This window comes from Hydrocarboniphaga sp. (assembly GCF_028291725.1).
GTDB lineage: Bacteria > Pseudomonadota > Gammaproteobacteria > Nevskiales > Nevskiaceae > Hydrocarboniphaga.
Window position 1 is genome coordinate 1 of record NZ_JAQGNT010000019.1, and the last position, 13,138, is coordinate 13,138.

Consider the following 13,138-nt stretch of genomic DNA (forward strand, 5'->3'; position numbering starts at 1 on the left):
TTCCTTGCGGACCTGCTCACGGACCATGAACCCCTGCGTAGGCTGGGATGGAGCGAAGCGGAATCCCAGCACGGCGGCCCGAATCCAGCGCTGGGTTTCCGCTTCGCTGCAACCCAGCCTACGGGTGGGTTGGGCTCTCGGTTCATGGATGTCGGCAACGGGATTGCCGACCTACGCGAACGTCGTCATTGGCCCACAGGCTATCCTTCGGCCTCATCGACACCGGCACCGAGCGAGCCGAACCCCGACATGAATGCCGCAATCCTGGTGCTGACGCTGCTGCTGTGCGTGGCGATCTCCGCGATCATCGTGCGCGTCGCGCGGCTGCCGCTGCCGCTGACCCAGATTGCGCTCGGCGCGGTGATCAGTGTGCCCAGCTACGGCCTGCATGTGGATCTGGAGCCGCACCTGTTCCTGCTGCTGTTCGTGCCGCCGCTGCTGTTCGCCGACGGCTGGCGCATGCCCAAGCGCGAATTCTTCCAGGCGCGCGAACGCATCCTCGCCCTCGCGTTCGGGCTGGTGCTGTTCACCGTGTTCGCGGTCGGCTACCTGCTGCACTGGATGATTCCGCAGCTGCCGCTGGCCGCGGCGTTCGCGCTGGCCGCGGTGCTGTCGCCGACCGACGCGGTTGCGGTGTCGGCACTGGCTGGCCGCACCGGCATCCCGAAGCGGCTGATGTACACGCTCGAGGGCGAGGCGCTGATGAACGACGCGTCCGGCCTGACCGCGTTCAAGTTCGCGGTCGCCGCCGCGGCCACCGGTGCGTTCTCGCTGTACGACGCATCGATGGCCTTCGTGCTGGTGGCGATCGGCGGTGTCGCGATCGGCGCGCTGATGGGCTGGGGCATGGCGCTGTTCCAGCAATGGCTGGCCGGCTGGACCCGGGTGCAGGCTCAGGGCACCATCGTGCTGATCCTGCTGCTGCCGTTCGCCGCGTATCTGATCGCCGAAGAAGCCGGCACCTCGGGCATCCTCGCCGCGGTCGCCGCCGGGATCACGCTGAACCTGAAGAGCGCCGCCGACACCGGTGCCGACACGCGCATCGCGACCACGCATATCTGGTCGATGCTCGAATACGTGCTTAACGGCGTGATCTTCGTGCTGATGGGCCTGCAGCTGCCCGACATCATTCTGGATGCGCTCAGCGAATCGTTCGAGGAAGGCGGCTGGAGGGATCCGGCACGTCTGCTGACCTGGGCGGCGGCGACCTGGGCGGCGTTGATTTTTGCGCGGCTGATCTGGGTCTGGGGCATGTTGCGCGTCACCCACCTGGCGGCGCGCTGGCGCGGCGACAGACAGCGGGTGATGCCCCGACGCCGGCTGCTGTTCGCCACCGCCCTGGCCGGCGTGCGCGGTGCGATCACGCTCGCCGGCGTGTTGTCGCTGCCGTTCGTGATCGAGGGCGACGCGGCTTTCCCGCAGCGCAGCCTGATGGTGTTTCTGGCCGCCAGCGTGATCCTGATTTCGCTGATCGCCGCCGCGATCGGCCTGCCCTGGCTGCTGCGCGGCATGGCCGTCGAGGAAGATCCAGAGGAACGCGAAGAACAGCTCGCGCGGATCCAGGCCTGCGAAGCGGCCGTGGCTGCGATCGCGGTCGCCGCCAGCGAGCCGGGCAGCGAGCGCGAGGAAGAAGATGAGAATTCGGCGACCTCGCGCGCCGCGCAGAGAATGATCCAGGCCTACCAGCAGCGGCTGCGCAGCTTGCGCGAGGAGGACGGCCCGGCCAACCACCGCGAGCGCTCCGACGCCGATCTCGCACTGCGCCTGATCGGCATCCGCGCCGAGCGCAACGAGCTCATGCGCATGCATCGCGCCGACGAGATCAACGACGTGGTGCTCAATGCACTGCTGTACGAGATCGACGTGCGCGAGACTTCGCTGACGCCGCGCGGGCGCAAGCATTGAGCTCATCTCGTAGGTTGGGGTGAGCGCAGCGAACCCCAACATCGGCGCGAACGAATGTTGGGGTTCGCTGCGCTCACCCCAACCTACCGCCGGCCCGAATCAATCGACGCGCATCACCGGATACAGGTTCAGGCGCTCGTCCCAGGACGGCGCGCGGCGTGCGAAGAACGTCAGCCGCGCCCGCGGATCGGCGGCGAAGGCCGGATCGTCCGCGAGCTTCTTCTGGAACTCCGCCGCCAGTGCCGGATCCTTCGCCAGCTGCGCGCGCGCCACGTCCTCGGCGACATAGGCCTCCATATATTCCTTCTGCTCGAACGCGATGTTGAAGAAACCCCAGGCCGCGTACGAGTCCGGCGCCCTGGGCTCCAGCAATGACATCAGCAGCCGCGCTTTCGGCTGATGGATCGGCACGAACAGCGAGCCGGCCGGAACCGCGCGCGTCTCCGGCTGCCATTCGCCGTCGAACTCGGCGCCCATGTGATTCTCGAACGGCTCCTTGGCGTAGCGCACCGCGGTCGCGCGGAAAGTCTGCACCGGGCCGGGCGGCTGATCCTGGTCGAGTACCTGGAACACGATGTCGTGCAGCGCGAATTTCTCCTTCATCCAGGCGGCCTGCGCCGCCGGCACGATGTAGCCGCTGCCGGGCGCGTCGACGCTGAGCAGCGGCTGCACGTCGTCGCGCATCGGCAGCTGCCAGACCTGCGGCTTGCGCTCGTCGTAACGCGTCATCAGCGCGCCGGAAACATCCGACAGCGTGCGTGTATAGACGTATCCGCGGAAGTCGATGGTCCGGGTCTTGTCACTCGGCTTCCAACTCAAAGGTACCGGGCCCTTGAGCCGGATCGCGCGCATGTCGGCGGCGGCCGTGAGCCTGAGCCATTCATCGCCGTGCTGGGCCATCAGATCGAGCAGCGCGTCGATGGTGTTGCGGGTGATGCGCACGCGCGTCTTGTAGTCCTTCCAGGAATGCGTCTCGACCAGCACGCCGAAACGATTGCGCAGCGCGAAGTAGCCATTGGAAAAACGCGGCGACGGCACGTTGTCGGCGAAGCCAGAAGCCGGATCGTCGTCGACGACGAAGGACGGATAGAACGGCAGCGGCAGCGAGCCCTTTTTGCTCAGCTGTTTGATGATATCGCCGCGCAGGCCGATGCCGGCGGACCGCAGCGCCTCGTCGCCGGAATACACCGGCTCGATCGTGATCGACACGTCGTGCTGGAACTTGGCGCCGTCGGTGACGTGCAGGTCGGCGGTCACCAGCGGGTCCCAGGCATCGATCAGCTGCAGCATCGCCTGCATCTCGGGCGTGTCGGCCTTCATGTAGTCGCGATTCAGGTTGTAGTTCTGCGCGGTGGTGCGCCAGCCCATTTCCTCGGGCCCGACCTGGTTCGGCCGGTTCCAGGCGCCGAAGCGCTCGTGACCATCGACGTTGAACACCGGCACGAACAGCAGCACCTGCTTGTCTAGCGTGCCCTTGTCGGTCTTGTTCTCGAGCACATCGCGCAGTGCCAGAAAGCCGGCGTCCTTGCCGTCGATCTCGCCGGCATGGATGCCGCCCTGGATCAGCATCACCGGGACGTGCTTCGCCGCCGCGGCCTCGGGCGTCAGCACGCCGCTGCGCGACACGATCATCAGCATCATCGGCCGGCCCTCCGGCGTGCGGCCGAACTCGCTGCATTTGACCGCTTCCGGCCAGCGCGCGGCGAAGTCAGTGCAGAGTTTGATCACCTCGTCGTAGCGGCCGGTCTTGGTGAAGCCGGATTTTTCGGAGAGGGTTTTGAGGTCGGCCTGTGCATTGGCGGCAGCGGCCGCCAATGCGAACAGCACAGCCGAAAAGCGCAGCTTGAGCATCAGATTTCCTGGTCGGATACAGAACAACCATGCTAGGCGCTTCCGGCAGTCGAACATACGGTGCAAACCACCAGATTCCGAACTGTAGGAGCGGTCCTTGACCGCGATTGTGCAGTTGAAAGCCTCAATCGCGGTCAAGGACCGCTCCTACAGGTTTTCGATCGCCACGGGCTCGATCTCGTCGGCCGGTACAAAGCCGAATACGCGGCCGTAGAAATAAAACTCCGCCGACAGCGCGCGCTGGTTCGCCTCCAGCGCGCGGAAGCCGTGGCGCTCGTTCGGGAAGCTGACATAGGCCACCGGCACGCCCTTGGCCCGCACCGCGTCGAACATCGCCTGCGACTGGTTCGGCGGCACCACCATGTCCTTCAATCCCTGGAACAGGATCAGCGGCGTCGACAGCCGCTCGGTGTGATGGATCGGCGAGCGCTCCCGGTACAGCGACTGCATCGCCGGATACGGGCCGACCAGGCTGTCCATGTAGCGCGACTCGAACTTGTGGGTGTCGCGCGCCAGCGTCTCCAGATCGCCGATGCCGTAGTAGCTGGCGCCGGCCTTGAAAGTGTCGCGGAACGTCAGCGCCGCCAGCGTCGTGTAGCCACCGGCGCTGCCGCCCTTGATGCACAGCTTGTCGCCGTCGACGAGGCCGCGCTCGACCAGATAGCGCGCGGCGTTGACCGCATCGTCGACATCGACCACGCCCCACTGCCCGTTCAAGCGCTGCCGATACGCGCGGCCGTAGCCGCTGCTGCCGCCGTAGTTGACGTCGACGATGGCGAAGCCGCGGCTGGTCCAGTACTGCACCGCCGCATTGAACGTGGCCGTGGTCGCGCTGGTCGGGCCGCCGTGATTGATCACGCGCAGCGGTGGCTTCACGCCCGGCGGCAGCTCGTAGTCGCGGTTGCGCGGCGGATAAAAGTACGCATGCGCGGTGTTGCCGCCGGTGGTCGGGAACTCGATCGCCTGCGGCACCGACACGTAGTCCTCAATGATCTGCAGCGGGCTGGCGCGGCGTAGTACCTCGATCCGGCCGCTGGCGAGATCGAGCTTGACCAGAACCGGCGCCTGCGTCGGCGAACCGCCGACGAAGACGACGAAGCCGTCGCCGACCTGCAGCTCGCCGATGTCGCGATACGGCGTGACGATCTCGGTCAGCTCGCCGCTGTCGCAATCGAGCGTCGCCAGTTGCGAATCACCGCGCCGGCGGAACGCGCAGACGATCCGTCCGGCGCGATCGAAGCCGTACAGGCTCAGACCGAACACCCACTGCGGCATGCCGAATTCCGCTTCCATTGGATGCAGCGCCTGGATCTGGCGATCACGCCAGCGATACAGATTCCACCAGCCGCTGCGATCGGAAGCGAATACCAGCTCTCCGCGCGGCGAAAAGCGCGGCTGGAAGATCGACTCGGCATCGCCGCCGGCGACGCACAGCGGATCACGCAGCGCGCCGTCGGAATCGATGCCGGCGATCCACAGCGTCGTGCCGTCCCAGGGCATGTTCGGATGCATCCAGCTCAGCCAGGTGAGCTGCTGGCCGTCGGGACTCAGGCAGATCGAGGAATAGAAATCCGCGCCTTGCTGCAGCACGGTCTGCGCATGCGGCTCATCCAGGGCGATCGCGACCACGGTGTTGAGCGCCTCGCGGCCATCGACACTGTGATCCTCGCGCACCGCGATCAGGCGGCGACGGCGCGCATCGACGATGAGGTCGGCGTAGCGCATGCCGGCCGTGTCGGCCAGCAGATCGTTTTGGCGCGTGGCCAGGCTCAGCGCGTACAGCGCCTGGTCGTCATCGTTGCAGAAATACACGCTGCTGCCGCCGAGCGCGTAGGCGCCGCCGCCGTATTCGTGCGTGCGGTTGCGCAGGCTCATCGGCGCCGCGCTGATGTCGCGGATGTCGCCGGCACCGTCGCGCCGCACCAGCACCGAGCGTCCACCTTCGGCGACACGCGATTCCAGCCAGTAGATGTCGTGACCACGGATGCTGACGCCGCTCAGGCCCAGGCCGTCTGCGAACACCGCGTCGAGCGTGATCGGGGATCGCCAGGAGCCGGGAGGTGCGGGTTCGATGTTCATCGGCATAGTGTGACAGCGGCAGGACGTAGGTCGGCAATCCCTTGCCGACATGGGGCCGCGACTACCCATCGAGGGCAGTGGTGAGATCGGCTGAGTAGGTTGGGGTGAGCTTGCGAACCCCAACATCGCGCGAACCCATGTTGGGGTTCGCAAGCTCACCCCAACCTGCACGCTATAAGCCAAAACCCGTTCATCCGGGTAGCCGCTCAGCGGCCCCTCGATGGCGCTCGGGACAGGCGTATCCAGGGACGCAACTACGGCTTGCCGCAACCACGCCTCTCAAATTCCGCGACGCTCGAATACGCCGCCACCGGCAGATACTCGCCCATCACCTCGCGCTCGTCGCCGGGCCTGCTGGTGCTCTGCACCGCGTGCGTAAAGCCAGGCGACGGCAGCATGTTGCGCAGGAACAGCATGCCGTCGTCGTCGTGCCCGGCGCCGTCGCCGGCCGCGGTCCATTCCAGCCAGGCGACGCCGCATTCACGGCGTGCGTTCGCCGGCCGGTCGCCAGCGCGGCTGACCACGATCGTATAGCCGCGCTCGGCATCCAGTGGCAGCTGCTCGTCGTAGAGGCAGGCCATCGCCTTCTGCGTGTACGCCTCGTAGTTGCAGATCGACCAGTAGCGCAGATCGCCGGCCCGCATGCGGCCGCCACCGGCCTCGGTCGCCGGTATCCGCGGCAGGCGGCCGTGCAATACCAGCAGTGGACCGAAGCCTCGATTGATCATCGCGGTCAGATAGGCATTGTCCGGGTTACTGAGCACGCCGCCCTTGCGCTGCGGCTCGCCAACGCAGTTCTTCAGATAGATGCACGCGGCCTGGTGGCGCGTGTCGTAGAACGCATGCCATTGCGGCGGGTCGTCGGCCGGAAAGGTCCTGGCCTGCAGGGGACGATCGCGCGCCACCGCGTAGGCCGCTTTCGCCGGTACCGTTCCCGGCATCGGCTTGTCGTTGGCGGCGATGCGCTGGCAGGTCTCGGCCTCCGACAGCCGCGCGCCGTCGGCGCCGACCAGTTGCGCACGCGGCAGCGCGACGCCGCCGGTGCGGCCATATTGCTTGTCCGGCACGTAGACGCGATACAGCAGCGCAACCTCGCGCTTGTCCTTGCCGGAATACAGGTGATTCGGCGCGCGCGGCGTCGGCACGTCAGCGGCGGCGATGCGCGCATGCCAGCGCCGCGGCCTGGCGCTGCGCTCGGTACCGTCGAGATACGGATTGCGGCTGCCGGGGTCCGGCGCGATGTCGACGTCCTTCAGCGAATCGCTGGGTTCGCCGGCGTTTTCGTACAGCACCAGCGAGGTGTAGCGCGCGTACGCGAAGTCGCCGCCCAGTTCGAGTTCGGTGTTCTCGGGCAGCGTGAAGCGTGCCGCCCAGTAGGCGGCGCCGGTATCCGGATAGGCATAGTTGCGTGCCGGATCTTCCCGCACCCAGGGCCCGTTCCAGAAGCAGGAGTTCTCGACGATCGGCGCATCGGCCTGCACCGAGGGCGCGTCCGGATCCGGCGGCGGCGCCTTGCAGGCGGCCAGCACCAGCAGCAGATACCAGGGAATCAGGCGAGTCATGGGGCGAGACTGCGGCAGGCGGTGCGGCTGGGCAAGCAAGGGGCCGGCCATGCGCGCTGCTCGCGTAAGCGGTCTACTCCGCAAGCCGCGTCTCGCCTGTCGCGGCTACCAGGTGGCCCGCGCCCGGCGGCCATCCAGCGCGGCGCGGCGCGCGGCGACATCACCGAGCACCGACCAATCCTGGTCGCCGCCGCCATGCGCGAGCGCGTCCAGCAGCGCATCGCGGATCACGCCGGCGATCGGCAACGGCAGGTGCACGCTGGCGGCGGCGCTCAGGCCGAGTTCCACGTCCTTGAGCCCGAGCTGCGCCTTGAAGCCGGCCGGCTCGTAGCGCCGTTCGGCGATCATGCTGCCGTAGCCGCTGTAGACCGGTGTCGCGAACAGGGTCTGCGTCATCATGCCGATAAAGCCGCCGGCCTCTATGCCATGCGCGCGCACCAGGGCGCTGGCTTCGGCCATGCTCTGGATCGCGCTGGCGATCATCAGGTTGCCGGCAATCTTGACGACGTTGGCCTGCTCGGCAATGGCGCCGAACGGCCAGCATTTCTTTGCCATCGCGTTGAGCGCCGGCCGGACTTTGTCGATGCCCGCATCGTCACCGGCCAGCACGATGTTGAGTTGCCCGGCTTCGGCAACCGGCGGCCGCCCGAACACCGGCGCCGCGACATAGGTGGCGCCCAGCGCCGTCACCGCGGCGGACAGTTCGCGCGCGTAGGCGACCGATACCGTCGAATGGTTGACGACGACGGTGGCGGGCTTGATCGCGGCCAGCAGCCCTGCGCTCATCACCGAGCGCAGCGCGTGATCGTCGGCGAGCATCAGCAGAATGGCGTCGGCGTCCGCGGCCACATCGGCTGCGGACGCGGCCAGGCTGGCGCCGGCTTCGACCAGCGGCCCGGCGCGTTCGGCGCTGCGGTTCCACACCGTGAGCTGATGCCCGGCCTTGAGCTGATTGGCCGCCATCGGCCGCCCCATTTCGCCCAGACCTATAAATCCGATCTTCACTAAAGACACTCCTTCGTTATTGGCGACTGTTGAATGACGATTCCCGCTGATTTGTGGACGGCAATCCGTGACGATGCTGTTCATCGATTGCAGTCCGATAGTCCTGGATAGCGCGCGACTCGCCCTGCCGCAGCAACCAAAAATCGCGCTGGTTCAAACCGGCAGCCGCCAGCGCAGCCTGCAGCTGCTGCGGCGGCTCGTCGAGCGCGTCATCGGCCAGCTCGAAGCTGCCCCAGTGAATCGCCAGCGAATGGCGCGCACCCAGTTCGCGATGCAGCTGCACCGCCTGCTGCGGATCGATGTGCTGCCCCTGCATGAACCACCGCGGCGCATAGGCGCCGATCGGCAGCGCCGCCAGATCGATCGCGCCGGTGCGCTTCGCTATTTCGGCCAGGCCCGACCAGTAGCCGGTGTCGCCGGCAAAATAGAATCCGAAACGCCGGCTGCGGACGGTCCAGCCGCACCACAGCGTGCGGTTGCGGTCGAACAGGCCGCGCGCGCTCCAGTGCTGGGCCGGCACGCAGTCGAAGCTCAGCGACGCATGCTCGTGGCGCTGCCACCAGTCGAGCTCATGCACGTCGGCGCAGCCCCAGCCGCGCAGTTTCGATGCGAGGCCCAGAGGCACCAGGAAACGCGTCGCGCGAGCCTGGCTTTGCGATCGACGCGCCAATGCTCTGACGGTCGCGCTGTCCAGGTGATCGTAGTGGTTGTGCGAGATCAGCACGACATCGATCGCCGGCAGCGCCGCGACGTCGACCACGCAGCGGACCTTGCGCGACGGACCGGCAAACGACAGCGGCGATGCACGGCGCGACAGCACCGGATCGGTGATCACCCACAGGCCGTCGACGCGCAGCAACACGCAGGCATGGCCCAGCCACCAGACACGCGGGGCCGCGTCATCGGCCAGCGTGAAATCCGGCTTCTGAGACCATTGCGCGGCGAAGGCCTCGTAGCCCAGCGCAGGCGGATGCGGCACGCCGCTACGGCGGCGCTCGCGCTGCCAGCGCCAGAAATCACCGGCGATGCGGAGGCCGGGATCGGGATTCTGAAAACCGGTCTCGGTGTGGTGCGCCGCAGCCTTCACCTCAGGATTTCGCCGGCGGACGCTTGATGCCGGCCTGCAGGTTGTCGCGGACTTCACGCGCATCGAAGGCCTTCAGGTTGTCCGCCGGTTTCGGGTTCTTGAACACCAGGATATCGGCCTGAGCATCGTAGGCCTGGCCGTTGCCGCCGCCGAGGATCGTGCCGAGGCCGATCGACAGGCCCGAGCCGAAATTGCCCGAGCTGCCCCCGATGCCAAGGCCAACGCTACCGCTGGAGCCGCCGGACTTCGCCGGATCGGCACGCGTCTGCCGGTCGGCGATCACGAACCAGTCGTAGCCATTGTTGAGCGTGACTTCGGCGGCGCGGTACATCAGGTAATTCTCGACGGTGTCGCGCGGCGTCGCCGAATTGCCGGTGTAGCTGATCCGATATCGATTGGTCTCGAGCCGCTGTTCGGAGTAGCCCTGGCCGTCCTTCGCCGGCTGGTAGGGCGTCGCCGTGGCGCAGGCCGCCAGCAAGGCCGCCACCAGCGCGGCGGCGATCGTGACGATTTTCTGGGGGATCGAAGCCGACATGGGGTGCTCCTTTATGAGACTCAGACGCTTACGCGCTTGAAACAGTTCCGGATGCCGTACGTAGGTCGGCAATCCCGTTGCCGACCTGAAAGCTCGATCGCGCATCGGGCCAAAACGTCGGCAACGGGATTGCCGACCTACGACACTCTCATTGTAGGAATCGCCGCGGGTCCTCGCCCATGCGCCGGCAGGATCGCGCGACCACGCCTTCGGCCAGCGCGGCGCGCAGCGTCGGTGCCGCCAGATTCAGGCTCAGGGCTGCGGCGGCGGCGCGCAGACGCTGCAGCCGCGTGCGGCGCATCAGCCGCCAGGCCCAGTCCGGCAGCAGCGCGGCACCCGCGCCCAGGAACACTTCGCGGGCCAGCGCGCCGCCAGGCACCGGTACCTCCATGGACTGCAGCACGGCCAGCACTTCAAGCGAGCGCCCGTCGCAGCGCAGTTGCGGCTGCACCTTGGCGAAGTAGCGTTCGACCGCGACCGCCGACTTCGGTACGCGCCGGGCGCCCAGCCTTTCGGCGATACGCGCGGTCTCGCGAAAGTACCGATCGCGGTCGGCCGGCGTCAGCCGCCGGCCGCGATAGCGCTCGTAGCCGGCCAGGAAACTCGACATCTCGGTCACATGCACCCAGACCAGCAGGTCCGGATCGTCCGCCGCATAAGGCTGGCCATCGGCGGTGACGCCGCGCACCCGCGTATGGATACGCGCGATGCGCGCAATCATTTTCTCCGCCTCGGCCAGCGGCGCGTAACTGGTGCCGGCGACGAAGGCCGTGGTACGGCGCAGCCGGCCCATCAGGTCGTGTCGAAAATCGGAGTGGTCATAGACGCCGGCCAGCGCCCGCGGATGCAGGGTCTGCAGCATCAGGGCGCAGACACCGCCGGCCATCATGCCGGGAAAATCCGCATGCACCTGCCAGGTCACGCTGCGTGGGCCGAACAGGCCGGCATCGCCGAGCGGCTGCCCGTAGTCGACCGGCCTGCCGTCCTCGCGCGTCAGCAGGTCGATCAGCGCCTGGCGCAGGCGCGCCTTCAATCGCAGCGGTCCGGGAATGCTCGTTGCCATGGGGCATTGTCGCAGGCTTGCAGGCAGGCAGCCGATTCGGCCTCGAAGCTGAAGCCGCTGCGGCTTCTGCTATCGTCGCCGCCTGCATCATCAGGGGCGATCTCATGGCAAAACGAAAAGCCGGCACGGGTATCGCGGATGCCCTGCTCGATGCGCATGTCGCCTTCGTGCTGGAGCAACTGACCGGCGACGCGCTGGCGCCGCTGCTGGAAGAAGGGCTCGACGCACTGCTGCTCGATGCCGGCAAACTCAAGCTCAAGGACGTGGTCACGCCCAAGATGATCAAGGACACCACGCGCACCTATGCCGTGGAGCTGCAGTTCGCCGGCGGATTGCCGGAGCTGGTCGGTGACATCGCCCGCGCTCTGCACGGCCACAAGATCCACGAAGCGACGATGTTCGGCGACCTGGTATCCGACCGCGCGCTCGGCGAGTTCATCGACAAGCTGCTCGAGTTCAAGTCGCTGCGCGAGAAGATCGCGATCGAGCTGTTCTCGGGGCCGCTGTACGCGGAGTTTGCGTCGGACCTGTTGTATCACGGTATCCAGGGCTATCTGTCGAACAACCCGCTGACGCGCAACATCCCCGGTGCCGGCTCGATGATGAAGCTCGGCAAGCGTGTGATGAACAAGGCCTCGCCGGGGCTCGAATCCTCGCTGGAAGACGGGCTGAAGAAATACATCGGCCGGAGCGTCGAAGCCACTTCGCGCCGCAGCGTCGACTATTTGCTGCATCACATCGATGACGACGCGATTCGCGAGATGATGCTGGACATCTGGGAGCGCGTGCGCGAACTGCCGGTGGCGAGCCTGCGCGAAGACATCGGCAGCCTCGATCAGGAAGAGTTGTTCGTGATCGGCTACGAGCACTTCCAGGAGTTGCGCCGCACCGATTTCTTCAGCACGCTGATCGACGCCGGGATCGACAGCTTTTTCGATAAATACGGCAATGCGACGCTGCTCGGCCTGATCGACGATATCGGCATCAGCCGCCAGATGATGATCGGCGAGGCGCTGCGCTATGCGCCGCCGATCTTGAAAACCCTGAAAAAGAAAAAGATGCTGGATGCGACGCTGCGACGCTATCTGGAGCCGTTCTATCGCTCGGGGGCGGTGGAGAAAATCATCGCGGCCTCGTCGTAGCCGGGCCGCGGACGGGGTCGCTGTGCTAAAGGACTTTTGCAAATCCTCAATGCTGCCAGACGCAGCCTTCATCATCGTATTTTTGTCTTCAACATCGGATTCGGCATGAGCCCGCTACGCATCCTGCATCTGTCCGATACGCATTTCGGCACCGAACTGTCGCCGGTCGCCGACGCCCTGCTACGGCTGTCGGAAGCGCAGGCGCCGCAGATGGCGATCCTGTCCGGCGATATCACCCAGCGCGCACATCGCGCCGAATTCGCCGCGGCCGCGAGCTTTCTGGAGTGTCTGGAGATCCCGGTGCTGGCGCTGCCGGGCAACCACGACATCCCGCTGTTCAACCTTGCCAGCCGCATTCTGTCGCCTTACGGCAATTACCGGCACGCGCTGCGGGCGCCGCTGATGCCCAGGTTCGAGAACGAGCAATTGCTCGCGCTCGGCGTGAACACCACGCGCTGGTACCGGCATACCGACGGCGAGGTTTCGCCGGGACAGATCGAGCGGATCGGTGCACGGCTGGGCTCGGCCAAACCCGGGCAACTGCGCATCGTCGTCACCCATCAGCCGGTGCACGTGATCGAGCAGCGCGATCTACCGAACCTGCTTCGCGGGCATCAGGCAGCGATCCGCGCCTGGTCGGCGGCCGGCGCGGACCTGATCCTGGGCGGCCATATCCATCTGCCCTACGCCCGCAATCTGCGCGAGCATTACCCCGATCTTGCGCGCCCCACTTGGTGCGTGCAGGCCGGTACAGCGATATCCAGGCGGGTCAGATTCGAGGCACCGAACAGCGTCAACATCATCGATTACGACAGCGCCGCCCGCGCCTGCCTGCTGCAGCGCTGGGACTTCGATCGATCCGAGGGCGAATTCCGGTTGCAGGGCCAGACGCCGATGGCGCTGGACTGA

General features: G+C 66.6%; 10 protein-coding genes. 3 read left to right on the forward strand and 7 right to left on the reverse strand.

All coding sequences use genetic code 11. The features are described from left to right. The first annotated feature begins 249 nt into the window (after positions 1–249). Complete coding sequence (locus JWQ90_RS05005) at positions 250–1,905, forward strand: Na+/H+ antiporter (RefSeq protein ID WP_299690283.1); 1,656 nt, start codon at positions 250–252, stop codon at positions 1,903–1,905. A gap of 99 nt (positions 1,906–2,004) precedes the next feature. On the opposite strand, the gene JWQ90_RS05010 is transcribed toward JWQ90_RS05005, so the two are convergent. The 7 genes from JWQ90_RS05010 to JWQ90_RS05040 form a co-directional block, all read right to left on the reverse strand. Next, a complete protein-coding gene (locus JWQ90_RS05010; protein ID WP_299690286.1) occupies positions 2,005–3,756 on the reverse strand; it encodes a M14 family metallopeptidase in 1,752 nt (583 codons plus the stop codon). Between the two features lie 147 nt (positions 3,757–3,903). Then, positions 3,904–5,835: a S9 family peptidase gene (locus JWQ90_RS05015; protein ID WP_299690289.1), complete on the reverse strand. Its 1,932-nt coding sequence runs from the start codon at positions 5,833–5,835 to the stop codon at positions 3,904–3,906. A 254-nt stretch (positions 5,836–6,089) separates the two neighbouring features. Beyond that, entirely contained in the window at positions 6,090–7,397 is a 1,308-nt protein-coding gene (locus JWQ90_RS05020) for a hypothetical protein (protein WP_299690292.1), read from the reverse strand. A 105-nt stretch (positions 7,398–7,502) separates the two neighbouring features. Further along, positions 7,503–8,402 carry an NAD(P)-dependent oxidoreductase gene (locus tag JWQ90_RS05025; RefSeq protein ID WP_299690294.1) on the reverse strand — a complete coding sequence of 300 codons (900 nt, stop codon included), beginning with the start codon at positions 8,400–8,402 and terminating at the stop codon, positions 7,503–7,505. Between the two features lie 16 nt (positions 8,403–8,418). Further along, positions 8,419–9,489 carry an MBL fold metallo-hydrolase gene (locus JWQ90_RS05030; protein WP_299690297.1) on the reverse strand — a complete coding sequence of 357 codons (1,071 nt, stop codon included), beginning with the start codon at positions 9,487–9,489 and terminating at the stop codon, positions 8,419–8,421. Between the two features lies 1 nt (position 9,490). After that, on the reverse strand, positions 9,491–10,024 hold the full coding sequence (locus JWQ90_RS05035) for a hypothetical protein (protein ID WP_299690298.1): 534 nt from the start codon (positions 10,022–10,024) through the stop codon (positions 9,491–9,493). A gap of 148 nt (positions 10,025–10,172) precedes the next feature. After that, positions 10,173–11,087 carry an oxygenase MpaB family protein gene (locus tag JWQ90_RS05040; RefSeq protein WP_299690299.1) on the reverse strand — a complete coding sequence of 305 codons (915 nt, stop codon included), beginning with the start codon at positions 11,085–11,087 and terminating at the stop codon, positions 10,173–10,175. A 104-nt stretch (positions 11,088–11,191) separates the two neighbouring features. Here JWQ90_RS05040 and JWQ90_RS05045 point away from each other — a divergent pair, with 104 nt between their 5' ends. Further along, entirely contained in the window at positions 11,192–12,229 is a 1,038-nt protein-coding gene (locus JWQ90_RS05045) for a hypothetical protein (protein WP_299690301.1), read from the forward strand. A gap of 105 nt (positions 12,230–12,334) precedes the next feature. Next, positions 12,335–13,138 (forward strand): metallophosphoesterase, encoded by an 804-nt coding sequence (locus tag JWQ90_RS05050; RefSeq protein ID WP_299690302.1) that lies wholly within the window; start codon positions 12,335–12,337, stop codon positions 13,136–13,138.